This is a genomic window from Pseudomonas sp. AM8 (assembly GCF_036346475.1).
Lineage (GTDB): Bacteria > Pseudomonadota > Gammaproteobacteria > Pseudomonadales > Pseudomonadaceae > Aquipseudomonas > Aquipseudomonas marginalis.
In genome coordinates, this window is the sequence record NZ_JAOTNX010000008.1 from 181,902 (window position 1) to 206,329 (window position 24,428).

A 24,428-nucleotide genomic window follows, 5' to 3' on the forward strand; every position below is an offset into this window, starting at 1 on the left:
CAAACTCTCATTCTTTTCTATGTCGTGCCACGTCCAGCGGCTGTCAGCGATATTGGTGTGATCTACTGTAGAGCCCCATGCAAGTAACGTGCTTCGAGAAATCCCGCGAAAGGATGGTTAGAACTATTCGGACGGCGGGCGTTGCGCGAAGCCCCCCTCTTGAACCGGCGAGTCACTGCTACTTGGTTACCAGCTCTGTCGCAAGGTCAGCAATCGACAACCGATAGCAGTCATTTCTACGCCCGAGGTAAGCCTTTCAGTTTACAGAAATGCCGTCAGTCAAATTCTGTTGCATGTAAGCCAGGAAACGGCGCTGAAACAGCATCGTGTGCTCATGAGCTGCCCGCTCGGCGTCATCAGGTTTTCGCGCTGCAATCGCTTCAATAATTTCATCGTGGTCACGACCCAAGCGTGTGCTGGTGCTGGCTGCACTGATTATGTAATCGAAATGCAGGTGCAGAAGCCGTTGGCCTTCGCCCAAAAGCTTCTCGTAATAACCAATGAAATACGGGTTCTTTCCGGCTTCGGCAATTGCCATATGGAAAGCCTTGTTAAGCTCTGACATCGCCTGGAAATCCCCGGTACCAACGGCATCGAGGTATGCGGCGTCGGCGGCCCGAATACGTGCGAGATCTTCATCGTTGCGCTGCAACGCTGCGAGACGGGTAACAGCTCGCTGCATAAGGTCCAGTGCGGAGATGTAGTTAGGAAATTCTTCGATTTCGAACGGTGTAACCAGGGTCGTGCGATTAGGCAGGATCGTCACTAAACCCTCACTGATCAGGCGCGCCAGTGCATCGCGCACCGGCGAGCGAGACAGCCCGAACTGAGCTGCCAGTGATACTTCATCCAGCGGTGTACCGGGTTTGAGCTTCAGTGTGAGGATTTGTTTGCGAAGCTCTTCGTAAATGTACCGTCCACCGTGGCGCTTGGCATTGCCGTTAGTTTCTGTAGTGTCTTTACTCATCAGGCAGCTCTCAACGATAGGAGCCGGACGTCACACCGGCTCGCGAATTTAGCACTAATCAAGCGTTGCTCATAACTCAGTAACCGTAGGTTCAACTACCCGAGCGCAGCGCATCGAGCCAGGATCATGCGGGTATGATCCGAGTCAGATACGCACATTCAATCAGCCGTGCAGATGGCTACACAACCGACATCCATGTATCCGCCGCGGTGAAGCCTCGCTGGTAGGGATCGGTCGGATCCATGCCCATTTGATACAGGCCTGTCCCGCGATGGCAGGGATTACTGCTGAATAATTACCAACCTTGGTTATCCCATCGATCGCGCAGGTAAAGCGGCTCCCTGTAATAGACTCATGGATAAACACCTCGCCTGGGTTGATAAGGCCCTTCGCATGCAAGAGCGCTAATCGTGCAGACGAGCCGGTACCGCAAGGCGACCGATCGCATCGCCCAGGTGAAACCACTACACAGTTCTTCGAAATAAGCTGGCCATGTTCACGGCGTAAAGGGCCAACGGACTCGGTATTGGTAATACCGGGAATAGCTGGATTTTCAGGGTGCTCAACTGAAAGTTGATTCGCAGCCGCGCCTTGAGTTTCTCCCCGACTTCGCACAGGTCCCATGCTTCAGAAGGATCAAGACTAAACCCAAGGTCACAGCATCGACCCGAACAGACCCAAGCCCTTCCACCTCAATGTGCTTGTCGAGGTGATAGCAGAAGGCTGGTTGGTTAACGAGTCGTACACTCGTCACCTTACCGTTTGAGCATTCGCAACGCACCCGAATCAGACCAGCAGACGCTTCGAGTGTCAGGTTGGTAACAGGCTCGTGCATAGGCAAGATGCCGGTCTCCAATAATAGGGTCGCAATACTCATCGTGTTGGACCCGGACATTGCCGGGTATTCAGTCGTTTCAAGGATGACGTAGCCCATGTCCGCTTCCGGGTGGTTGGAAGGCAGCACGATATTTGCGTTATGCCACACTGCGCCGCGAGGTTCAAAAAGGACCATTTTGCGAATGGTCCATCTGAGTTTCAAGATGGACGCGTTTATCGACATCGTTTGGCCTGGCACCTGACCTACGCCGCCGACTATGACCTTTCCGCTCTCACCCTCGGCATGACAATCAACTACCGACAGAACCTGCGTGAAGCGCATATCCTGACTCTCCAATCCTAACTATGACTGATATCAGCAGCAGTTGAAGGCTGTTCTGGACGACTTAATTGCCATCGGTAAATGCAGGTCCCCATGTGTCGCTCAGCATAAACCCCTCTGACAAAGGATCATCGGGATCCACACCCAACTGTTGAAACCCGTAAATCCAGGCACGACCTGTGACCCTCGGCAAGATAGCAGGCTTGCCTGCGACGTCGGTGCAGTCAAGAAACTGCAGTTGGAACTCGCCATTGATGGTAGAGCGAGAGACCATTTGATCACCGACTTGCACCAGACCGCGCGCCGCGAGACAAGCGAGATTCGCCGAGCTACCCGTGCCACAAGGCGAGCGATCCACACGTCCGGGCGGCAGCGTGGTACAGGTCTGATAGGTCCTGGCATCCACCCGATGACGGAACATCACGTAGGCAACTTCATTCAATGACTCGAACACAGGGTGGCGGATGCTGATTTGGCGGTTAATAACCTGCGCGAGTGCCACACCGGCCGCCGCCAGTTCACGCGCGTTTTCAGGCGCAATGCTAAGGCCGACCTGTTCTACATCTACCAACGCGTAATAGACTCCGCCGAAAGCAATATCAGCGTTTAGGGTGCCGAACGCTTCGGTCTCAATCGCTACGTCCAATTGCTCGACGAAGGCTGGCACCATGTCCAACGAAACGTCAAGGCAACGTCCGTCCTCACAGCGGGCGTTGGCCGTGACCAACCCTGCCGGGGTGTCCAGGACCACCGTCGTGAACGGCTCCTGCATCGGCAAAATGCCCAGCTCAAGCAAAGCGGTGACCACGCAAATGCAGTTGCTGCCGGACATCGGGTGTGCCTTGTCCGCCTGAAGCACGATGAACCCTGCCTGGGCCTCGGGTCGGGTTGGCGGCAGCAAAAGATTCACTGACATTTGCAGGCAGCCACGCGGCTCCAGCATGACTAGACGACGAAGGCTATCGTCCACTTCGTTGATGTAATTCATCTTGTCGAGCATGGTTTTGCCGGGGATATCGAGGACGCCGCCGGTAATGACTTTGCCGATCTCGCCCTCACAATGCACGTCTACTAGCTGAAGCGTTTTCTTCCAGCGCATGTCGGCCTCCTTACTTGATATACCAGCCCCATGGCTTGGCACTGTCATAGCGAGTGATCTGCTTCGTTTCCAGGTAGTTATTCAGGCCCCACTCACCCAGCTCACGGCCAATCCCGCTCTGCTTATAGCCACCCCAAGGGGCTTCAGTGAAGGTGGGCTGCGAGCAGTTGATCCAGACAATCCCTGCGCGCAGTTTTCGAGCAACGCGCTCGGCCCGCTCCAGGTCTTTGGACATGACCGCCGCGGCCAGGCCGAAGCGCGAATCGTTTGCGCTGCGCACTGCTTGGGCTTCATCGTCGAATGGGCGCACGCAGACCACAGGCCCGAAAATTTCTTCTTTCCAGATCCAACTATCCTCAGGCACGTCAGCAAAAATGGCCGGAGTCAGGAAATAGCCTTTTTCACAATTTTCAGGGCGGGTACCGCCGTATAGCAATCGGGCGCCCTCCTCACGGCCTTTGGCAACTGCCGCAAGTACCTTGTCGTATTGGCCGCGATTGACCAATGGCCCGAGTAGCACACCCTCTTCCAGCCCGTTACCAATAGTTAGATTGCGGGTTTGTTCCACCAGTCGCGCGAGCAACGGCTCATACAGATCACGCTGAACCAGCACGCGGGAGGTAGCCGAGCATACTTCGCCCTGGTTCCAGAAAATCCCGAACATGATCCATTCGACGGCAGCGTCGATATCGCTGTCATCAAAGATAATGAATGGCGACTTACCACCCAGCTCAAGACTGATATTTTTGATGTCGCGAGAGGCTGCTTGCATGATCCTGGCGCCGGTCGGAACGCTGCCAGTAAATGCCAGCTTGTCGACGCCTGGATGCTCACTCAAGGGGGCACCTGCATCGGCTCCCAGGCCAGTCACGACGTTCAACACACCAGGTGGCAGTCCTGCGTTGTGGGCAATGTCCGCCAACTCCAGCGACGTCAGGGGAGTCAACTCCGAAGGTTTCAAGACCATGCAGCACCCTGCTGCCAGCGCAGGCGCGACTTTCCAAGCCGCCATCAGCATCGGGAAGTTCCACGGAATGATGGCGCCTGCAACTCCCACGGGCTCCTTGCGAGCAATCGAAGTGAAGCGTTCATCCGATAAACCCACCGGCTGCTCGCGTATGCCGTCAAGATCTTCTGCCAGGTCAGCATAAAAATCGAAGCATCCAGCGGTATCGCCAATGTCCCACAGTGCCTCAGGCAACGGCTTGCCATTGTCCCGCACTTCAAGCTCAGCCAAGGCCTGCTGGCGTTCGCGAATTCCGGCCGCAATCCGACGCAGGACCGCGGCCCGCTCCGCTCCAGTCATCTGCGGCCACGGCCCCTCATCGAAGGCTCGACGTGCCGCGGTAACGGCTAGATCGACATCCTGGGCGGTGGCCGCGGCGACGCGGGTGATAACGGACTCATTGCTTGGGTCAATGGTTTCAAAACTACCGTCTTTGACAGGGCTTACCCATTGTCCGTCGATGTAGAGCAAATCGTAGGATTTCATGATTAATCTCAATTGAAAGCAAAGCGCTTGGCACTAAATGGAGTCAGGTCTTGGGCCGGTTGACGTCCCGCGACCATGTCGGTGATCAGCCTCCCGGTCGTCGCGCCGAGCGTTAGCCCCAACTGCCCGTGACCGAAAGCTAGAAATACGTTTTTCAGACGAGCGCTGCGGTCAATGACAGGCTTGGTGTCCGGAAGAAAAGGTCGATAGCCGACACCGTATTCGATGTCGTTAATATTGAGCCGGGGTAAAACTTTGCGGGCTTTCTCTAGAATGATATCTGCCCGCTTATAGTTGGGTTCAGCATTGGGGCCGGAAAACTCGATGGTTCCACCGATCTGCAGGCCACGGGTCATCGGGGCGAAGCAGAAGCCGCCGTCGGCGTAAATCACTGAATGTCTGACCTCGACACCCGAATGTGGCAGTAGCACCTGATATCCGGCAATGCCAGCAAGGGGGACACGGCTGTCCGTCTGCTCAAAAAATTGTCGTGAACCGGTGCCCGCCGCGATCACCACATGATCAGCCGCGTACCGCTCACCGTTGGTAACCGTCACGCCGCTGGCACGGTCTGCAACCTGGTCAATTTTCCTGGCTTGAGCGCGCACTCGCATGCCCCCCTGGTCGATGAAGCTTTGGGTGAGCGCCGCAATGAAACCCTTGGTATCGCTGACTGCACGCCAGTCCGGGAACAGCAATCCATGGCTGAACTTCCCAGCCAATGAGGGTTCCAGGTCAGCGATGGCGCTGCGATCCAACACTTCTGACTTAAAGCCGAGCGACCTGCGCAGCTCCATGTGCGGACCTTCCTGCTCAAGTCCGGCCGCAGTATCGAACACTTCGATAATCGGCTTTTCGCCCATTAGCGTCTTGTCGGCACAAGCCTCTAGCAATGGCGCGTAGTCCTCGTAAACATGGTGCGTCAGGGTAGCCATCTCGTTGGAAATCTCAACGATCCTGGAATGCCGAGCACAGGCTAAAAAGCGCAGAAACCATGGCAGGATGCCCGGCAATGCGCTGGGACGTAACGCCAAGGGTCCTTTCTGATCGAGTAACCAGCCCGGTATCTTTTTGAGTATTCCGGGTTTTGATAATGGAATAACTTCGCTGACCGCCATCTGCCCGCAACTCCATTTGGCCGTGCTGTCACCAGGAGCTTCGGGGTCGATCAGGGTGACTCGATAACCGTCGCGTTGCAGGTACAGAGCACAGCACACACCGACGATGCCGCCACCGATGACCACGGCGGTCTCTCGATGCGCTTGCTGCTGCGAGGTTGACTGCATTGGGGTCATAAACGTCTCTCTATATGACGCGGAATCTATGAACGTGAAGCCGACGCTGGTACCAATCTGCGCCGCACCGGCCCGCGTGGAAGCCGGTGCAGAGCCGAAATCAGCCTTGCAGTTTTTCGAATTCCTTGCGGAATTCTGCTTTCTCTTCGTCGGTAAGAGGCAGGAGCGGCATACGCGCCACTCCCACGTCAAAGCCCGCGAGTTCGCAACCGTATTTAACCTTCTGGATAAACTTGCCGCTTTCCAGGTTGTTCATCAATGGAAACAACGAACGCACGATCTCCTGCGCACCCGCCAGGTCCCCTGCCGTGTACTTGTTGTAGAAGGACACGATTTGCGGTGACAGGAAGTTGGCCGGCGCACAGATCCAACTAGTTGCGCCCCACAGGAAGAAGTCCAGCGCCTGATCATCCGAGCCACACGACAACTGGATCTTGCCTTTGTAGTTTTCGCCAATCTCTACGGCACGAAGCAGATTGCCGGCGCTTTCCTTGATCCCGATGACTCGATTTTCATCCTTCAGCGCTTCAAGTACGCTATAGCCCACTTCTACGTTGGTGCGAACTGGATAGTTGTAGAGAACGATATTGATGTCCGGCACTGCCGCCAGGATCGCCTGATAGTGGCCGATCAGCTCTTCCTGGGTAGGCAGAGCGTAGTACGGAGGAGCGACCAACAGGTTGTTGTAGCCCTGACCCTGCGCCTGTTTGACTTGTTCGATCACTTCGCGGGTACACGAGCCATTGGCACCGGCGATCAGCATCACGCGGTCCGCGGCTACCTCACGAACGGTGGCCATCACCTTACGACGTTCGTCATTGGTCAACGCGTAGTATTCGCCCGTGGAGCCAAGCGGTACCAAGCCGCTGACGCCTTGTTTAATCTGATATTCAACGATTGACGCCAGCACGTCGTAATCAATGGCGCCATTTTTGTCGAACGGTGTCACCAGGGCAGGCATGATGCCTTTGAGTTGTTGCATGGAAATTCTCCAGTGTGATGAGTTAGTACGCGTAACGTCTGAGCATCCGAGTCTCGATCACGCCGACCAGCCGGGTCAGGGGGAACGCAACAAGGAAATAAATCACTGCCACCGCCGTCAGGAATTCGACGGGACGCGCGGTGCTGTTGGAAATGTTCTGGCCAACAAACATAAGGTCTGCGATGCCTACGGAAGAAATCAGTGCGCTTTCTTTGAACAGGCTGACCACGTTGGATAGCAACGGAGGAATGGCACGTAGCAGCGTCTGAGGGAAGATCACGTAAAACACTTTGTTCCACGACTTCACGCCCAAAGCTGTACAGGCGTCATGCTGTTCGCTGGGTATAGATTTAAGTGCGCCGCGAAAGGTCTCGCTGGTGATGGCGGTCATGTAAAGGGTCAGCGCCAGCACCACCGACACGTACGGAGGAATTGATATCCCGAACACCACCGGCAGGCAGAAGAAAATCCAGAAAAGCTGGATCAGCAGCGGTGTGCCACGAAACAACTCAACGTACAGACTGGTCGGGATACTGATAAAGCGACTTTTCGAGAGCCGCAAAAGGCTTAACAGAAACCCGCAAATGCTACCTAGCACGGCGCAACTCACGGTAATGGCCAGCGTCAATGCAAGACCTTTAGCCAGTACCTGCCAGTAAGAAAGAACCACCGTAAAATCAAGACCCATGATGTTCTCCTCAGCGCGCGTGCGCGGTTTCCTGGCGTCGCTCGAGCCACTGCACCAACTGCGCAATGGGCAGCGATAGCGCGAAGTAGATAAGAGCGATGAGCGAATAGGTTTCCAGAGGACGATACGCCTCGGTGGCAATGCTCTTGCCGACGTACATCAGGTCAGCGACGGCGACAATGGCCACCAGTGCACTTTGCTGCAGGATTGAGATGCCGTTGGTCATAAGCACCGGTAATGCGGTGCGTAGTGCCTGCGGCAAAATCACGTAGAGGGTCCGCTGCCATGGCCGCAAGCCCAAGGCCACACAGGCGTCCAGATGCTCGCGTGGTACTGCTTGCACACCAGCCCGGTAAGCTTCCGCATTGAATGCCGTGAGGTTCAGCCCCAGAGCAAGCACGCCCATAGTGATCGGGTCTATGAAGACGTTAAACAGCATCGGTACGCAGTAGAAGAACCAGACAATCTGCAGCAGTGCCGGCGTACAACGGAAGAATTCAATAAACAACTGAGCCGGCCAGCGGATGAAAAACCATCGGTTCAACGTCAGCAAACACAGACCGAACCCCAACGTCAGCCCTACCACGTTAGACACCAGTGCCAACTGCAGAGTGACCTTCAGGCCATCCCAGAGAGCACCGAAGTTGCCGGTCAGGAAGTGGAAATCAAATTGATAATTCATAGCCGTTTCCCTCAGCCCAGATGCAGGACTTTTTCGAGAAATTCGCGGGTGCGCACTTCCTTCGGCTGCGTAAATATCTCTGCAGGAGGCCCTTGCTCGACAACTTTTCCATTGGCGCAAAACACCACACGCGTGGCGATGTGCTTTGCAAAGTGCATGTCGTGCGTGACGATGATCATGGCCATCTTTTCTTCGGCCAGTTGCAGCATCACGTTCTGCACTTCTGTGACCATTTCCGGATCGAGGGCCGAGGTCACCTCATCGAACAGCATCAATTTCGGTTCAAGCATCAGTGCGCGGGCAATGGCGACGCGCTGCTTCTGCCCTCCGGAAAGCTGGCTGGGATAAGCATTGAGCTTGCTTTCCAGACCCAGCCGAGCCAGGAACAGCCGGGCTTTCTCGGTCGCCTGGGCTTTAGAAAGCCCATGAACCTTCATCGGTGCCAGGATCAGATTGCTCAGTACCGAAAGATGCGGGAACAGCGTGTAATGCTGGAACACCATGCCGATTTGGGTCTGGAGACGTGCGTCCAGTGACTTGCCTTTGTTGTTCGAATGACCTTCGATGTAGGGTTTGCCCTGGAAGCTGATCGTTCCACCCTGGATGCTTTCCAGTCCCATCATGACGCGCAGTAACGAACTCTTGCCGCTTCCGCTTGGGCCAATGATTACCAAGCGATCATCAGCGCGCATATCCAGACTCAGGTGGTCCATCACCACTAACCCTTCGCCGTAGGATTTATAAACATCGCGCAGTTGGATGAAATCGCCGCTTTCCGAATCGGACACGAACGAAACCTGTGGCTTACTGGCCACCAGTAAAGGCGCTGACATAGTTGGTCTCCAGGAGAGCGGCGGTCACCGCCCGCTCTCGGGAATCATCAAAGAATTACTTGGCTTTTTTTTCGTCGGCATTCGCCGCTGCGGACGCTTTATCGACCAAGGCGGAGATCTCACCGGTTTCTCGCCGCTGAGTCAGGTAGATGTTCAGTACCTGCATGTCAGATGGGGTAGCGTCACGATTGAGTCCAAACGAAACGCCTTGTTTCGCCAAGGCTGGAACAGGCATGACTTCTTTGGTCCAATCCGGGTTGGCTACGGCGAATAGATGGTTGGTGTCGCTGGCATCCGCCAGAACATCAGCGCGATGGGACATGACCGCCAGTCGAGTTTCATCCATGCCTGGGAGACGCATGACCGTACCATGCTTCACGACAGCGCTGATTGCCTTGTCCGCCGCAGAGCCGGACATCACCGCAAACGACACACCTGGTTTGTCGTAATCAGCAATAGCAGTGCCCGCACTGGCAAATTTGGGGTTGTCTTTGTTGGTGAGGAAAGAAATTTGATAGTCGGTCGCCGGGACCGAGAAGGTCACTGCCATAGCCCGCTCTGGGGTCTGGTTCAACGCCATGGCCAAGTCCCATTTATTACCCTGAAGACCCGCGACGATGTTTTCCCAGTTGGTGTCGACAAACTCCACTTTGACCTTGAGCACCTTCTCTCCAAAGTCTCGGCACAAATCTACGAAGTAGCCGCTGTACTGCCCTGAACGGGCATCACGCATGACATATGGCGCGGCAACGGCAGCTCCGCAGCGGAGCACCCCGGCTTTTTGAATCCCTTGCCAAAGTGTCGAATCAGCAGCTTGTGCTGGAATCTGGCTCATCAGCGCACCGACAGCGGTTGCGCAGAGAAGCATGTTGCGGACGGAGCGAGAAAATAACCGAGCCATTTTTTTGAACCTCACCGATATGTAATTTTTCTTGGGCAGAAAGGTCAGAGCATGTCGCGTTGTGCGCTATCATGTGTGCAGCGCTGTGCACAGCCTAGGATTGAATGAATTGTGCTGTCAACCACCTTTCGGAACTTTTTCTGCTGGAGTGACCGAGCGGTCGAAAAACCGCTCGAAGGTCGAAAGCTGTCAGACCGTTTGGTGGACTGCTTGGAGGAAGTGATCGAGGATTAGGCTTGGGCGACGCGTTTTGGAGGTCACAATGGCGAGCGGCGCATCGAAGTGAAAACGTTCAGAAGCAACCGTTTTCATCATGCCTTTTTCCACCCAAGAGGCCGCGTAATGATCGGGAAGGAAGCCAATGTAGCTCCCGGTCAGGATGAGAAAAGCGATGCCTTCGCGATCAGTGGCAGTGGCGGCGCAATCAAGCAGGTGGTGCAAACCAATGGCTTCGGCGGTCATGCGAAAGCTAGGAACCACAGCATTCACATGGCGTAAATCGTTCGTGGAAACCTGCTCGGTTCTGCTGAACAGCGGATGCTCGTTGCTGCAGTAGAGGTACGAGCGCTCCTCGTAGAGCAGGCTGTACTCCAGGCCTGGGAGCGGTGTGATCAACGGAATTGCGCCGACATGTAAGCGTCCGTCCAGGACTCCACGTTCGATCTCGCCCGGAGTACTCATGCTCAGGTTAACGGTTACGCCATCACCTTGCGCTCGCAGGGATTTCAGGGCGCTAGTGATGCGCATCTTCGGCTGCGTCACTAGGTTGTTCATCACGCCAATGTTCAAATCACCTCGCAGTTGGCTGTGTAATTGGTTCACTTCCGTGCGGAAACCCTCAATCGCGACGAGCACTGTTTCTCCCGACCGAAGCACTTCTCGACCTTCATCCGTCAGTGCGAAGCCGGCGCGGCCACGCTGACACAAACGAACCCCCAAGCGTTTTTCAAGGTCGGCCATGTGCACGCTGATCGCCGAGCGGCTAATCCCGAGTGAGGTTTCTGCAGCAGAGAAACTCCCACACTGCACCACCGTTTTGAAAAGTCTCAGCAGTCGTAAATCAAAATCGCTTACCTGACTAAGCGAAGTTTTTTTGTTCATAGGTGAATTTTCCTAAATCTAAACGTTTAACGATTCAGATTTATAACACCTTTGAGATCGGCGCATGCTTCGCTCAATCCTTTCCGGAGCCTTTCTCAGATGAATCAATCACTCACTATCGTCCAATCTCGGCACCATGATCTGAACCTTCGCAGCCACTGGATGCCATTTTCTGCCAACCGCAACTTTCACCAGGACCCCCGAATCATTGTGTCGGCTAAGGGCAGCTGGCTGGTGGACGATGAGGGACGCAAGATTTACGACAGCCTTTCAGGCTTGTGGACTTGCGGGGCCGGTCACTCGCGTACAGAAATTCAAGAAGCTGTTTCACGGCAACTAGGCACCTTGGACTACTCCCCCGCGTTTCAGGACGGCCATCGACTGTCCTTTAAACTTTCGGACAAGATCGCTTCGCTGACGCCGGATTCGCTAGACCATGTTTTTTTTACTGGCTCCGGTTCTGAGTGCGCTGATACCGCTGTAAAGATGGCCCGTGCGTACTGGCGAATCAAAGGAATGCCATCCAAGACCAAGCTGATTGGTCGGGCACGCGGTTACCACGGCGTGAACGTAGCCGGTACTTCCCTGGGAGGCATTGGTGGAAACCGCAAAATGTTCGGTCAACTCATGGATGTCGACCACCTGCCACATACATTGCAGCCGGGAATGGCCTTCACTCGGGAATGGCACAAACCGGAGGCGTGGAGCTGGCCAATGAATTACTCAAGCTCATCGAGCTGCATGATGCCTCCAACATCGCCGCCGTTATTGTCGAACCAATGAGTGGTTCGGCTGGGGTAATTGTTCCACCCGAAGGTTATCTGCAGCGGCTGCGGGAAATATGCACTCAGCACGACATCTTGTTGATCTTCGATGAAGTCATCACGGCCTTTGGCCGCATGGGCAAAAACACAGGGGCTGAGTACTTCGGCGTCACCCCGGACATCATGAACGTGGCGAAGCAGATCACTAACGGTGCGATTCCAATGGGTGCCGTGATTGCCCCGAGTGAGATCTACGACACTTTCATGCAGCAAAGCTTGCCACCTTATGCTGTGGAGTTTGGCCACGGTTACACATACTCGGCCCATCCAGTGGCTTGCGCAGCCGCACTTGCTACCTTGGAACTGTTGGAACGCGAACAGTTGGTCCAACAAGCCGCCGATCTTGCACCTCATTTTGAGCGCAGCTTGCACGACCTTAAGGGCACCCGGCACGTGGTTGACATACGTAACTGCGGACTAGCGGGCGCCATTCAGGTCGCTCCACGCGACGGCGATGCGATTATTCGGCCATTTGAGATCGGCATGAAGCTTTGGAAGGCGGGATTTTACGTACGCTTTGGTGGCGACACGCTGCAGTTCGGCCCAACGTTTAACGCCAAACCGGCAGAGCTTGGTCGTCTATTTAATGCCGTAGGCGATGCGCTTCAGCAGACGGCTTGATTGATTTCCATTTTTTCCCTTCCCCTGAATACAGAGATCACTCATGAGTAACGTTCATCACTTTATCAACGGTCAGGCCGTCCACACCGAAGGCCGTGTCGCCGATGTATTTAATCCAGCCACTGGCCAAGTTACTCGCCAGGTGGGCCTGGCAAGTATTGAGACCGTTCAGCAGGCCATTGATGCTGCTCAAGCAGCGTTCCCTGCTTGGCGCAATACCCCTCCGGCCAAAAGGGCCCAAGTTCTTTATCGCTTTAAACAGTTGCTGGAAGCTAACGAGGGCAAAATTGCTCGTTTGATCAGCGAAGAGCATGGCAAGACGCTGGAAGATGCCGCAGGTGAACTCAAACGAGGGATCGAGAACGTCGAGTACGCGTGCGCTGCGCCTGAAATTCTAAAGGGCGAATTCAGCCGTAACGTTGGCCCTAGTATTGATGCCTGGTCCGATTTTCAACCCATCGGTGTAGTGGCGGGCATCACGCCCTTCAACTTCCCGGCCATGGTCCCGCTGTGGATGTATCCGCTCGCGATCGCTTGCGGCAACACCTTCATCCTCAAGCCATCTGAGCGCGACCCAAGTTCGACATTGCTGATCGCAGAGCTGTTTCACGAGGCCGGTCTGCCTAAAGGTGTATTGAACGTGGTGCACGGTGACAAGGTCGCCGTTGACGCGCTGATTGAAGCGTCAGAGGTCAAAGCACTGAGTTTTGTCGGCTCCACCCCTGTCGCTGAATACATTTATTCCGAGGGCACCCGTCGCGGGAAACGCGTGCAAGCTCTCGGTGGGGCGAAAAACCACGCTGTGGTCATGCCTGACGCGGACCTCGATAACGCCGTCAGCGCCTTGATGGGTGCCGCTTACGGTTCGTGCGGTGAGCGCTGCATGGCTATTTCCGTTGCCGTTTGCGTAGGTGATCAAGTAGCCGATGCACTGATTGCCAAGCTGACTCCGCAAATCAAGGCACTGAAAATCGGCGCTGGTACAGAGCGTGGTTTGGACATGGGGCCGCTCGTTACTCAAGGGCATATGAATAAGGTCATTGGTTACGTAAACGCGGGCGTCGAGGCCGGCGCGAACCTGGTGGTAGATGGTCGGGACTTCAAAGTACCTGGTCACGAAGAAGGCTTTTTCATTGGAGGCTGCCTGTTCGACAATGTCACCGTAGAACAGACTATCTATAAAGAAGAAATCTTTGGCCCAGTGCTGTGCATCGTGCGTGTGAACAGCCTTGAAGAAGCCATGCGTCTGATCAACGAGCATGAATACGGTAACGGTACCTGTATTTTTACCCGCGATGGCGAGTCCGCGCGGCTGTTCTGCGATGAGATCGAGGTCGGGATGGTTGGAGTCAACGTCGCCCTGCCAGTGCCTGTGGCTTACCACAGCTTTGGTGGTTGGAAGCGCTCGTTGTTCGGGGATCTACACGCGTACGGTCCGGACGGGGTTCGGTTCTACACTAAACGCAAGGCCATCACCCAGCGCTGGCCGAAGCGTGCCAGTCATGAAGCGTCTCAATTCGCGTTTCCTAGCCTATAAGCGGTCACTAGCGATATGAAACGAAGCCCGTGAAAGCGGGCTTCTTATCTTCAAATTCGCCCAGTGCTCGCGCTCGAAATGAATAGAAAAACACACCTTGAACGAACTGATGACTAGATCATGACAGCCGAAAAACCTGTAGTTCAGGTAGATTTCAAAGAACTGGAATCACTACTTAAAGACATTTTTGTCAGCAACGGCGTATCTGAATTCTCTGCGGCAATTCTTGCGGAAGAATTGTGCCGGATGTGAGCAAGACGGCGCACTAAGCCACGGAATTTGCAGCATGCCGGGCTATGAGATGGCTTTAAAAAAGGGATGGCCCAATGGCCACGGTGAACCCGACATAATAATGGTTAACCCATCCTTCATCCGCGTCGATGCTCGAAATGGGCTCGCGCAGCCGGCAGCTGCAGAACAAATTGAAACCGCTCTTGCGATGACCGGTGTTTCCATTGTGGCACTACGTAACTCGCACTACTTGAGCGCTCTCTGGCCAGACGTGGAGCCGCTCGCGCGTAGGGGCCTTTTAGCTATCAGCTTTTTAAATGGTTTGCCAAATGTAGTTCCTCATGGAGGCCACACAAAAGTCTATTGTACAAACCCAATTGTCTTTACCGCCCCAGTAGCTAACTCAGAACCCTTCGTTGTTGATCAGGTTACAAGCGTAGTGGCAAACGGCGAAGTACGACTTCATGCTCTTGCCAATCAAATGCTTCCATCAGGGACAGGAGTGGATAGAGATGGTAAAGCGTCCACGGATCATCATGCTGTCCTGGACGGCAGTGCCCTTAACACATTCGGTGGTTACAAGGATTCATCAATCGCCTTCTTGGTTGAGATTTTGGCCGAAGCCCTGACGGGTGGACAATTGTCATTTGAAAATGATTTTGGGGGATGGCCTTGAGGGCCCCATGTCTAGGGAGCGGGCAACCGCTAATTGTCATTGACCCCAAATTGATAGCTAACTCTGACTTCGCGATGCGGATTGCTCTGCTGTGTAAACGGCTCACGCAAGTAGGTCAGGATCGTCTACCCGGTGAACGTCGCTTCGCAAACCGGGCCGATGCTCAGCGTTTTGGCCTTCCCATACCAAAAGATACACTTTACGATCTAAAAGCACTGATCGCGAACACATAAATCTGGGGACAACTTTGGTCCAGCCCAGTGGCATGTTTGACCTCGTTGCACCCAGCTCGACCCCGGTAAGAATCGTGCCAGAGCCGAGAGCGTGAGCGCTTGAGTAAAACGCGCAGTGTGCTGCGCACAGTTCTGCGCACACCAAAATTGAACTGAGTCACGGCTCCGATATCATTGGTGGTTCTTTGAGGCCGAGCCAGGATTAGTCGATAAATACTTCTCTATGATTTCGAGCAATAATCGGTTGTCTACGCTTTGCAATACGTCCACTAGGCCACTGGTGGGCGGCGTGATGGCTACGTCCAACCGCAGGGGCTGCTTGTAGCGCCAGGTTTTGCCTCGCGTACGGCCGACGCGCAGTTCTACCTCCGTGTAGTAGTGCGTGGTGGTGGCTACGCGTGGGTCCAGCAACCAGGCAATCACCAGGGCGTCATGGATCCAGCAACCGGCCAGGCCGCGGGTGGCCATTGAATAGTCGATCCAGGGCCTGAACGTCTCGCAGATAAAATTGGCGAGGGTCGTATCGAGTTGTTGGATACGGTCCAGGTCGTGGTGAGTCATCAGGGTTTGCGTGGTGACATCTAGGGGCACCAAGGTGATATTCGCACCGCAACTGAGGACACGGTCCGCCGCTTCCGGATCGAAGCCGAAGTTGGTGTCCTTGATGAAGTCATCCAGGGCGAAAACACCGCCCATGATCACGATCTGCCTGACTGCCTTGATCATTTCGGGGTAGCGTTCAATCGCCAGCGCGACGTTGGTCAGCGGGCCGATCGCTACTAGGGTGATTTCCCCAGGGTTCGTGCAAATCAACTGGCCTATGGCGTCAGCCGCTTCCTGGGCCGGGGCCTCGAAATCAAGGGGAGTACGAACGCCATCCCATAAATGAGCGAGCTGGCGCGTGTGTACGGTGTTGTCCAGTGCATCGCGCCAGGGGCCGCCTGGTTCCTGCAGTGCCTGGGTGCTGCCCCTGACCACCGGTAGCGAGCGGCCGGTTCGGGCCATCAGGTCTTTGGCGACGTTGTAACCCACGGTGCTGGGGGTGTTGCCTGCAACCGTGGTGACCAGTTCAAGCGACAGTTCGGGTGCAGCCAGTGCCAGCGCCAATGCCAGACCGTCGTCAACATTGGCGCCTGCAATCCCGTTTCCGGGGTCGCAATCAATAATTAAACGTTTCATTTCACCTTCTTTTTTTAGACTCGCGGTGTTTGCAAAGCGCCGCATCCGCAGGACTCACCAATCACCAGACGGTGAGAGAACTCTCGCATCTTCACCTCGCCATTCCAACCCAGCAGCATTGCAATGGCGGCTTTGGCCATCTCCCGCACGGGCTGGCAAACGGTAGTCAGTGACGGGGCATAAAACGCCGACTCCTCGGTACCGTTAAAGCACACCAGTGCTACCTGTTCGGGGACTTTTATGCCGTGTTCCGACAGGGCCCGGATACAGCCGATGGCTTGCGCTTCGTTGGAGCAAAACAGCGCGCGGGGCGGAGGGCCAGCGGCCAACATGCGCTGTGTCGCGTCATACCCGCCTTGTCGCGTATAGCTGTCGGACAAGATCCATTCTGCGCGCTCCTCAATTCCGTAGTCCGCCAGCGCGTCACGCCAGCCGTTCAAACGGTCCTGGGCGTTTAGCATTTCCAGGGGACCACAAATGATGCCTACCTCGCGGTAATCATGGCTCAGCAAATGCGCGGTGACCTGACATGCAGCGCCGCGCTCGTCGACACGCAGCATATTGACGGCCAAGCTGGGGTTGACCCGGTCGAGCATCACAAAAGGCGTGCCGCTGGCCTGGATCAGCTCGATATGCGGGTGGCGGTCGACGCTGGTGTAGAACAGGCCATCAACCCTCTGGCTCAACAGGTTGTTGATCAGGTTCAGTTCACGCTTGCGGCAGTCACCGGAGTCGCCCAGCAGGATTACCAGACCGTTGTCCAGCGCCTCCTGTTGCAGCGCATGGGCGAAGGAGGCGATGAAGGTATTGGAGATATTCGGCACAATCAGCCCATAGGTGCGGGTTTTGCCCGAGGCCAATGCCTGAGCGACGCCATTGGGCCGGTAACCGGTCTGTTTTATGGCATCCAGCACACGCTGGCGCGTCGCCTTGGCGACGGGCCTTGGACCGTCGTTGATCACATAGCTGACGACCGCGACCGAGGTTCCTGCTTCGCGGGCCACATCATCGCGTGTGGCCCGAGTGGGATACTGTTTTGTCAAAGCGACCTGCTATTTCCTGTGAGTCGATGGACACGCGGGCGGTACTCGGTAAAGGATCTATCCGCGTAGATGTTTACGGCAAGAAGAGGGATGAGATGGGCAGCATTATCACCGCTAGTTTATTTCAGTTTGATGACTTTGTACGACTCCGTTTAGTCACCCGCAGCCCCCTTCAGAATCAGAAGATCGCGTAGGTATAGCTGAAGATCACACGCGCCTGGTCCACCGCCCCCACGTTGGGAATGCCGCTACGGAAACTGCCTTCGCGCAACGAGGTCCCAAACCCTTTCAACGGGCCGCTCGGCACCACGTAGTCGATGCGCATATCACGCTCCCACTCCGAGTAGCGGCTGGCGCCGTCGACCGAGCGAATGTTGTCGCCATGTAGGTACAGCGCCGAGGCCGAGAGGCCGGGCACGCCCAGCGCGGCGAAATCGTAGGAGTACTGGGCAAAGTTGGTGTTTTCGCCGGCGCGGATGAACGAGTTGTCCATCACGTCAGTAATCAGGTAGACGCTGGCACCGCCGTTGCCTTCGCTGTTGCCGGCCCCGCCCATTACGTTGCCTTGGTTCAAGTACACGGTGCCGCCCGAGTCAGACACCTGCTGGTGGCCGAGCATGAAGGCGTGGCCGCCCAGGTAATAGGTGAACGCCGCACTCCAGGTGGTGTTATCCACTTTGCCCGGATCGCTGGCATATCCGCCGTTATTGTTGAAGAGATAACCGGCGGTGCCGTTTTTACCCTGGGATTTGCTATTGAAGTAGCGCAGGTCGGTTTTAAAACGTGAGTTTTTACCCAGCGGCGTGATGTTCAACAGGCCAAGGAAATCCTGGGTGTAATAGTCCTTCAGGTCGGCACGGTAGTACTGCAGGGTGGTGGTGGGAGTGATTTTCCAGTCGGCGCCGGCATAGATGAATGAGTTGCTGTCCTGGGTGCCACCGGCAATGGCCAACCCAGTGGAGTTGGACGAGGCACGTCCCGTGGAGCGGTTGAGTTGCCCGGCATTGATCGTCAGGTTATCGATGTCTTTGGAAGTTACCGTCAGGCCTTCAAAGGTTTGCGGCAGTAACCGGCCATCGTTGGCCACCAGGATCGGCAGGTTAGGCTGCAGCGCGCTGCCCGCATGGAACTCGGTCTTGGACACGCGAAGCTTGGCGTTGGCCCCAAGGCGGCTCCAGCTGTCCACCGGCGTGCCGTCCGAATCGACCGGTGCTAGTGAGTTCGAAGTGCTGGCATTCGGGTGTTGGGTACCACCGGAAAGGTTGAATGCCTGCATGGCTTGAACGTCGAGACCGAAGCCGACGGTGCCTTGGGTAAACCCGGAGAGATAGTCGAGTTTGAAACCCTGGGTAAGCTCGTTCTGATCAACGCCCGGGGTGTTCGGGTTATCACTGCGAAGGTAAAAAGTGCGCGCGTTGACCGACGCCGTACTGTCGTCGATAAAGCCTGCGGCCAGTGCTTGTTGCGCAAGGATACTGGTAGTTACTGCCAGTGCGAGGGTGGACCGTTTCATGTCAATGCTCCTATGGATTGCCGATTTACAGGCATGGCTTCGCCCGACCGGTGATTGAACCGTCGTGCGGGTTTGCGCCTTTCTGCGAGGCGTCAGTGGTTTTTCAGGGGGATGAAACTAGATAGCATCTGCCAGCGCGTTGAGGTCGCGCCCACGGGTTTCCGGAGCGACAAAGGTCGTCACGAAACCAATCCCGGCCATGGCGACAAAGTACCCGGCAATCGCCCACCAGTGGCCGGTCCAGGTCAGCAGCGCGGCAGCCACCAGAGGCGCGGTACCGCCGGAGAGGATCGAGCCCAGCTCCTTGGCCAGGGCCAGCTTGGTGTAGCGGTTTTTCACGCCGAATATCTCAACGCTCCAGGCCGCCTGTACGCCGAAAATACCGAGGGAAGCGAGGCCCATGCCGACCACGATAGTGGCCATGACAATGGCCGGGTCGCGTGAATCCAGCAGCATGAACGCCGGGAAGGCGTAGAGCATCAGCAGCAGGCAGAAACAGCGGTACACGATGCGTCGACCAAACCGGTCAGACAGCCAGCCCGCCAAGGGGATGATCAAAAAGCCGAGGATCGACGCGATCAAAACGGACTGGGTTGCGACAGATTTATCCACCGCAAGTACCTTCACCACGTAGCCGACGATAAAACCCTGGGCCAGGTAAGAAGGGCCGTTCTCTCCAATGCGCAAACCGACCATGGTCAGAAATGCCCGGCTGCCTTTCCAGAAACCAATTGGCTGTACAGGGGCAGTGAGAGCGTTATCGCGCTGCGCTTGCAATTGTGCCTTTCGAAGCTCGAACACCGGCGTTTCCCGCAGGTTGCGACGCAGCCAAAGGGCGGCCACGGCAATCAGAGAACTGCACAGAAACGGAATGCGCCATCCCCACTCCTGCAATTGCTGTTGATCCATTTGCACCACGGCAAGCCAAACCAGTGAAGCCAGCAAGGTTCCGCTGTTGGAGCCCAGGGCAATCACCGAGGACACCAGGCCCCGGTGTTTGGCGGGCGCGAACTCGCCCAGCATCACCGTACCTGCGGCCAATTCGGCGCCTGCACCGAAACCCTGGGTAAAGCGCAGCAGCACCAGGCATGCCGGCGCCCAGATACCGATCGATGCATAGCTGGGAATCAAGCCGATCAACGTGGTGGAAGCGCCCATCAACACGACGGTGGAGACCATGACCACCTTGCGGCCCTTGCGATCACCCAGCCACCCGAAGAACAGAGCGCCAATCGGCCGCGCCACAAACCCCACCGACCAGGTTGCGAAGGTGGAGAGCAACGCCATGGCAGGTGACACATTGGGGAAAAACACATCGCCGAAGATAAGGCCCGCCGCCAGGCCATAAAGGGCGAAGTCCGCATACTCCATTGCCGTGCCAAGCCAACAGGCGAGCGTGGCGCGATACAGCTCTCTACGTCCTTGCGGGGTTATCAAGCTTTCATCCGCTACGCCCCATGCGAAAGGCGTATCGGGTTTAGCAGCACTTGCAACTGTAAACATAAAAAAACTCCTGATACAAGGACGGCCCACAAGGGACCATTTTGGGGATGCGTCAGTGTCGATACCCACGAGATCTCTTTTTCTACTGCTATCTACGCGCGTAGATATCGATCCTTGAAAATCGGCCCGGAGTAAATCTCAAAGGCCGGCGCAGGAAATCAACGGCGCCACATTCACGTAGAAATCAAGACTTTCGCGTCAAGCAGGAGGCGTGCGTAGGCAGCCTCGTATCGGGATCTTAGGCTGGGGTGTATTTCATTCGAATGACAGGATCGTTATGGCATTCACCTGACTTCGTAGCAATCACAGTGAGGGCTGTTCGATGGCTAGGTGGCGCAACGGTTGGAGTTCACAGAGCAGCTACAAGGTACTGCGGCGCAGTTCGCCGGCGGCGAGCATTTCTGGTGTGATGGGAGAGAGCAACCGTGTCGAAATTCAAGCCATTTCAGCGAATGCTTTTTGATAGTGCACCAAAGCATTCAGGATCGTCAGCAACTTTTTCATGTATGCCACCAGCGCTACTTTCTTCGTCTTCCCTGCAGCAAGCAGATGATTATAGAACCTCTCGATCACCGGGTTATGGCTCTTCGAGGACAAGGCAGCCATATAAAGGACACTTCGCACCTCAGCTCGACCACCACATATCCATCTCCGTCCTTTGTAGAGGCTGCTATCGCAGTTAAAGGGGCCATACCACCCAATGCAGCCACTTGCCTAGTTCCGGAACCATCGTCAGCAGCGAAAGTGCGAGCACGTTGCCAACACCAGAAACCTCCCGCAGCAAATCATAATTGCCCTTCCATGCCGGCGATGCTTTGATCGCTTCGTGCAAGTCATCGTTTGTGCTTTTAAGGCGCTTTTGAAGCCAGACGATATGTGCCTTGATGTCCCGTCGAAGTGCCTTGAATACCGCCTGTTTCAGTCGAGACTCTTCAGCCACGATCATATCGATGAGCTGACGGCGTCGAGTCAGTAGATTCGCCAGTTCACGAGGATGTTCATCTGGCATCTCCCGAATCTCGGGTTTGACGGCCTGAGCAAAGTCCGCAATCACCTGGGCATCCAAGGCATCGGTTTTAGCCAGCCGACCGGTAGCCTTAGCGAAATCACACACGTGCCGGAGATTCACGACAACGACTGGCAGTCCAGCAGCGCAAAGCTAGCAGCGGCAAGCAGCTCATATCCACCAGTCGCTTCCAGCACCACAAAACTGGCTCATTAGCCTTGAGATGTTTAGCTCAACGCTGGATATCTTCTTGAGTATTGAAAAACTGTTCGACTTGACCAGTAGTGCTGACGAATGAGTCGAGCTTGTTTTTGTAAACATCAATTCCTATGAACGCAGAGTCATGGTCCATAACGTTTTAACTCACGTCCGACCGTGCAGAATCGAGCTTTGCGCCAGGCAACCGTTCGGACTAATTTAGGAAGAAACGTACTTCGACCCATGCTCTCTCACGATCTTGAAATCAGAGGGCACAGCGGTCTGAAGCAGGGGAAAATAATCTTACAAGGAGGAAAGCGTGAAGTTTGCTATGCGCGCAATCCCGCGTTCAGCAAGCGAATGTATTGGGGATCAACATGCGTTGGTTGTCCGACGGCAGCTACGAGATCGTGACGCATCTGCTGCGTCCTCGCGGGCAAGCCACTCGGCTGCTGAGCAGTTCGAGCGCAGAGCGCTGCAGGTCGCCAGCGCTGGAGCAGCCTCCGATACCTGTTGACCGGGGCAGCCCCGCTCCGGTCAACGGGCCGCAGTGTTGGCATTCAAACACCTTCAAACACCGCCTAGCCATCCATCTTCTGGCGAATGCTCTGCCGCACGCTCTTGGAGATAGCCCGCGGTGAGACGGTCTCGTAGGCAGTTGGATGATGTTGGTCGTCCATGATGGTCCGAACGATCGCGACCACATTGGTCGGCGTGACTACATCGATCGCTGCGCGCTCACCGAGATCTGGGTGCGGTCGGGTCAGCATTCGATACAGGTCCCACGAGTCCGCTCCTGGACACTGATTCATGAGTACCTGGGCCAGTTTGTGCTTGAGTGGCACCAGTTGCCAATCAGGAACACGCTGCCCCCGATTACCGAGACTGATGGAAAGCAGCTTGCCTGCCTTCAGCTCGCGGTTGATCTGGTCCTTGGACTTACCGGCCAGCTTGCCGAACAGCGGCACCGGCAGGCAACTAGGCGACTCGTACATAGCCAGCATTTCCTCGCGCTCGCGCTGGATTGCAGACACTTCCGGTTCCGGCGTCCGAGTGGGGGGCGGAGGCACCTGCGACAGCCGCTGGAAGGTGGCGCCCTCAGTACTTGGCGCCACAACGATCGGCGTGGACGACATGGCGGCTTTAGCGGAAGCAGCGGCGATGGCCGTCGGCTCTTCCGCCATCGCTGGCACCCCTTCGATATGGATGGTGAGATGCGCACTGGCAGCTTCCACTTTGCCCTGTTCAAGCAGGTCGAGACGGTCGGCCCAATCCTGCATCATCCGGCGGCGCGGCTCGACATACTTGGCGTGGTTGTAGGCCGAACTCACCTTGTTCGGATCGGAGTGCGAAAGCTGCGCGTCCACCCAAATCTTGGGATAACCGATCTCGTTGAGTGCCGTCGAGATCGTTCCCCGGATGCCATGGCCGGTCAGTTGGTCCTCGTAGCCCATTCGTTTCAAAGCAGCGTTGAGCGTGTTCTCACTGATGCGCTTCTTGAGTTCGCTGCGGTGCGCCAGCAGGTGCTTCTGGGCAGGCCGCATTACACGCAGGAGGTAGTGCACGATTTCGATGGCCTGGACAGACAGGGGCACGATGTAAGACGGTATGTCCTGCGGGCGCTTGCCCGCCTTGCGCATCTCGTCCTGAAGCTGCTTGACGATATGCGGCGGAATAATCCAAAGACTGCGCTCGAGGTCGAACTGATCCGGAGTCGCTAGCCGCAGTTCGCCGGTACGCACCCCGGTCAGGAACAACAGGCGAATGCCGAGCTGCGTTTGCCAGCCACGCGGGTTGTAGAGCCTGAGCTTCTGGAGGAAATCGGGCAGTTCAGGCAGACGCAAGTAGGGGTTGTGGTTCACCGGTGGCTTGGGTTCGGCCACCACGTCGAGGTCTGTGGCCGGATTGGCCTCCATGCCCTCGACAATGACCAGGGCGTAGCGGAACAACTGGCCCAGCCAGGTGCGGACCTTCTCGGCTGTGGTGAAAGCCTTGCGTCGCTCGATCCGCGCCAGGACGCCCAGGAGTTGAGGCCGACGAATATAGTAGATCGACATCTTCTCAAGGCTGGGCAGCACATCCTTCCCGAAGATTCGCTGGATCTGCGACAGCGTGCTGTTTCTGCCTTCCTTAAGTTCCTTCGCGCGATGCTCGACCCAGGCATCGAAGACAGCCTTGAACGTGTAGTCCGAGGCCAGCTTGACGGCGTGCCGCTTCTGTTTGCGGTCGGTATGGGGATTGATGCCCTTCGCCACGAGCGCCCGGGCTTCATCACGCAACGCGCGTGCTTCGCGCAGTCCGACCTCGGGGTAGTTACCCAGGGAGATGCGCTTCTGCTTGCCGAGCCAGTAGTAGCGCAGATGCCACGATTTACCGCCTGTGGGGGTGACCACCAAGCCGAGGCCGTCGGTGTCGGGAATGCTGTAGGTTTTCTCGGCAGCCTTGGCTTGCCGCACGGTCAGATCAGAGAGTGCCATCATCAAACTCCTAAGTCATGAGACTTAGGCTCGATGCTGCTAGTCATCCCGATCCAACCCCAGCAACAATCCTGCACCGGTACCACCCGCATTCTTTGGCCTCAATTTTGGCCTCAAAAATGCTGGCTGTCGGTGGATTACCGTGGCTTTTGCTGGAATGAAAAAAGGAGCCGAAGCTCCTCTTTTCA

The 24,428-nt window shown here is 55.9% G+C and carries 22 protein-coding genes and 1 pseudogene; 4 read left to right on the top strand and 19 right to left on the bottom strand.

Features of this window, described 5'->3' with window-relative positions; genetic code table 11:
* Window positions 1-256: 256 nt before the first annotated feature.
* The 12 genes from V3W40_RS19885 to V3W40_RS19940 all read right to left on the bottom strand — a co-directional run bounded on the left by V3W40_RS19885 (window position 257) and on the right by V3W40_RS19940 (window position 11,199).
* On the bottom strand, window positions 257-967 hold the full coding sequence (locus V3W40_RS19885) for a GntR family transcriptional regulator (protein WP_330208369.1): 711 nt from the start codon (window positions 965-967) through the stop codon (window positions 257-259).
* Window positions 968-1,129: 162 nt separating this feature from the next.
* Window positions 1,130-1,591 (bottom strand): proline racemase family protein, encoded by a 462-nt coding sequence (locus V3W40_RS19890; protein ID WP_330208370.1) that lies wholly within the window; start codon window positions 1,589-1,591, stop codon window positions 1,130-1,132.
* Window positions 1,530-2,126 carry a proline racemase family protein gene (locus V3W40_RS19895; protein ID WP_330208371.1) on the bottom strand — a complete coding sequence of 199 codons (597 nt, stop codon included), beginning with the start codon at window positions 2,124-2,126 and terminating at the stop codon, window positions 1,530-1,532. Before V3W40_RS19895 ends, V3W40_RS19890 begins: the two co-directional genes overlap by 62 nt.
* Before the next feature lie 64 nt (window positions 2,127-2,190).
* Window positions 2,191-3,225, bottom strand: coding sequence for a proline racemase family protein (locus tag V3W40_RS19900; protein ID WP_330208372.1), 1,035 nt, complete (start codon window positions 3,223-3,225; stop codon window positions 2,191-2,193).
* 10 nt (window positions 3,226-3,235) lie between these two features.
* Entirely contained in the window at window positions 3,236-4,717 is a 1,482-nt protein-coding gene (locus tag V3W40_RS19905) for an aldehyde dehydrogenase family protein (RefSeq protein ID WP_330208373.1), read from the bottom strand.
* Window positions 4,718-4,725: 8 nt separating this feature from the next.
* Complete coding sequence (locus tag V3W40_RS19910; RefSeq protein ID WP_330208374.1) at window positions 4,726-6,012, bottom strand: NAD(P)/FAD-dependent oxidoreductase; 1,287 nt, start codon at window positions 6,010-6,012, stop codon at window positions 4,726-4,728.
* Window positions 6,013-6,112: 100 nt separating this feature from the next.
* Entirely contained in the window at window positions 6,113-6,994 is an 882-nt protein-coding gene (gene dapA, locus V3W40_RS19915) for a 4-hydroxy-tetrahydrodipicolinate synthase (protein ID WP_330208375.1), read from the bottom strand.
* 22 nt (window positions 6,995-7,016) lie between these two features.
* Complete coding sequence (locus tag V3W40_RS19920; protein WP_330208376.1) at window positions 7,017-7,682, bottom strand: amino acid ABC transporter permease; 666 nt, start codon at window positions 7,680-7,682, stop codon at window positions 7,017-7,019.
* Between the two features lie 10 nt (window positions 7,683-7,692).
* Entirely contained in the window at window positions 7,693-8,364 is a 672-nt protein-coding gene (locus V3W40_RS19925; protein WP_330208377.1) for an amino acid ABC transporter permease, read from the bottom strand.
* A gap of 11 nt (window positions 8,365-8,375) precedes the next feature.
* On the bottom strand, window positions 8,376-9,197 hold the full coding sequence (locus V3W40_RS19930) for an amino acid ABC transporter ATP-binding protein (RefSeq protein ID WP_330208378.1): 822 nt from the start codon (window positions 9,195-9,197) through the stop codon (window positions 8,376-8,378).
* Between the two features lie 55 nt (window positions 9,198-9,252).
* The gene (locus tag V3W40_RS19935) at window positions 9,253-10,098 is read right to left on the bottom strand and encodes a transporter substrate-binding domain-containing protein (protein WP_330208379.1); all 846 of its coding nucleotides are present in this window, start codon (window positions 10,096-10,098) and stop codon (window positions 9,253-9,255) included.
* Between the two features lie 189 nt (window positions 10,099-10,287).
* Window positions 10,288-11,199 carry a LysR family transcriptional regulator gene (locus V3W40_RS19940; RefSeq protein ID WP_330208380.1) on the bottom strand — a complete coding sequence of 304 codons (912 nt, stop codon included), beginning with the start codon at window positions 11,197-11,199 and terminating at the stop codon, window positions 10,288-10,290.
* A 99-nt stretch (window positions 11,200-11,298) separates the two neighbouring features.
* Here V3W40_RS19940 and V3W40_RS19945 point away from each other — a divergent pair.
* The 4 genes and pseudogenes from V3W40_RS19945 (at window position 11,299) to V3W40_RS19960 (ending at window position 15,088) form a co-directional block, all read left to right on the top strand.
* Window positions 11,299-12,644, top strand: a pseudogene (locus V3W40_RS19945) (aspartate aminotransferase family protein).
* Window positions 12,645-12,687: 43 nt separating this feature from the next.
* Window positions 12,688-14,181: a CoA-acylating methylmalonate-semialdehyde dehydrogenase gene (locus V3W40_RS19950; RefSeq protein ID WP_330208381.1), complete on the top strand. Its 1,494-nt coding sequence runs from the start codon at window positions 12,688-12,690 to the stop codon at window positions 14,179-14,181.
* A 120-nt stretch (window positions 14,182-14,301) separates the two neighbouring features.
* Window positions 14,302-14,433, top strand: a complete 132-nt coding sequence (locus V3W40_RS19955; protein ID WP_330208382.1) for a hypothetical protein — start codon at window positions 14,302-14,304, stop codon at window positions 14,431-14,433.
* Window positions 14,434-14,467: 34 nt separating this feature from the next.
* Window positions 14,468-15,088, top strand: coding sequence for an Ldh family oxidoreductase (locus V3W40_RS19960; RefSeq protein ID WP_330215540.1), 621 nt, complete (start codon window positions 14,468-14,470; stop codon window positions 15,086-15,088).
* A gap of 404 nt (window positions 15,089-15,492) precedes the next feature.
* On the opposite strand, the gene V3W40_RS19965 is transcribed toward V3W40_RS19960, so the two are convergent.
* The 7 genes from V3W40_RS19965 to V3W40_RS19995 form a co-directional block, all read right to left on the bottom strand.
* Window positions 15,493-16,500 (bottom strand): nucleoside hydrolase, encoded by a 1,008-nt coding sequence (locus tag V3W40_RS19965; RefSeq protein WP_330208384.1) that lies wholly within the window; start codon window positions 16,498-16,500, stop codon window positions 15,493-15,495.
* A 14-nt stretch (window positions 16,501-16,514) separates the two neighbouring features.
* A complete protein-coding gene (locus V3W40_RS19970; RefSeq protein ID WP_330208385.1) occupies window positions 16,515-17,504 on the bottom strand; it encodes a LacI family DNA-binding transcriptional regulator in 990 nt (329 codons plus the stop codon).
* A 217-nt stretch (window positions 17,505-17,721) separates the two neighbouring features.
* Window positions 17,722-19,056, bottom strand: a complete 1,335-nt coding sequence (locus V3W40_RS19975; RefSeq protein ID WP_330215541.1) for an OprD family outer membrane porin — start codon at window positions 19,054-19,056, stop codon at window positions 17,722-17,724.
* Window positions 19,057-19,173: 117 nt separating this feature from the next.
* Window positions 19,174-20,559, bottom strand: a complete 1,386-nt coding sequence (locus V3W40_RS19980) for an MFS transporter (RefSeq protein WP_330208387.1) — start codon at window positions 20,557-20,559, stop codon at window positions 19,174-19,176.
* A gap of 435 nt (window positions 20,560-20,994) precedes the next feature.
* Window positions 20,995-21,165, bottom strand: coding sequence for a hypothetical protein (locus tag V3W40_RS19985; protein WP_330208388.1), 171 nt, complete (start codon window positions 21,163-21,165; stop codon window positions 20,995-20,997).
* 73 nt (window positions 21,166-21,238) lie between these two features.
* Complete coding sequence (locus tag V3W40_RS19990) at window positions 21,239-21,673, bottom strand: IS110 family transposase (RefSeq protein WP_330208389.1); 435 nt, start codon at window positions 21,671-21,673, stop codon at window positions 21,239-21,241.
* Window positions 21,674-22,344: 671 nt separating this feature from the next.
* A complete protein-coding gene (locus V3W40_RS19995) occupies window positions 22,345-24,240 on the bottom strand; it encodes a tyrosine-type recombinase/integrase (protein ID WP_330208393.1) in 1,896 nt (631 codons plus the stop codon).
* Between the last annotated feature and the right edge of the window lie 188 nt (window positions 24,241-24,428).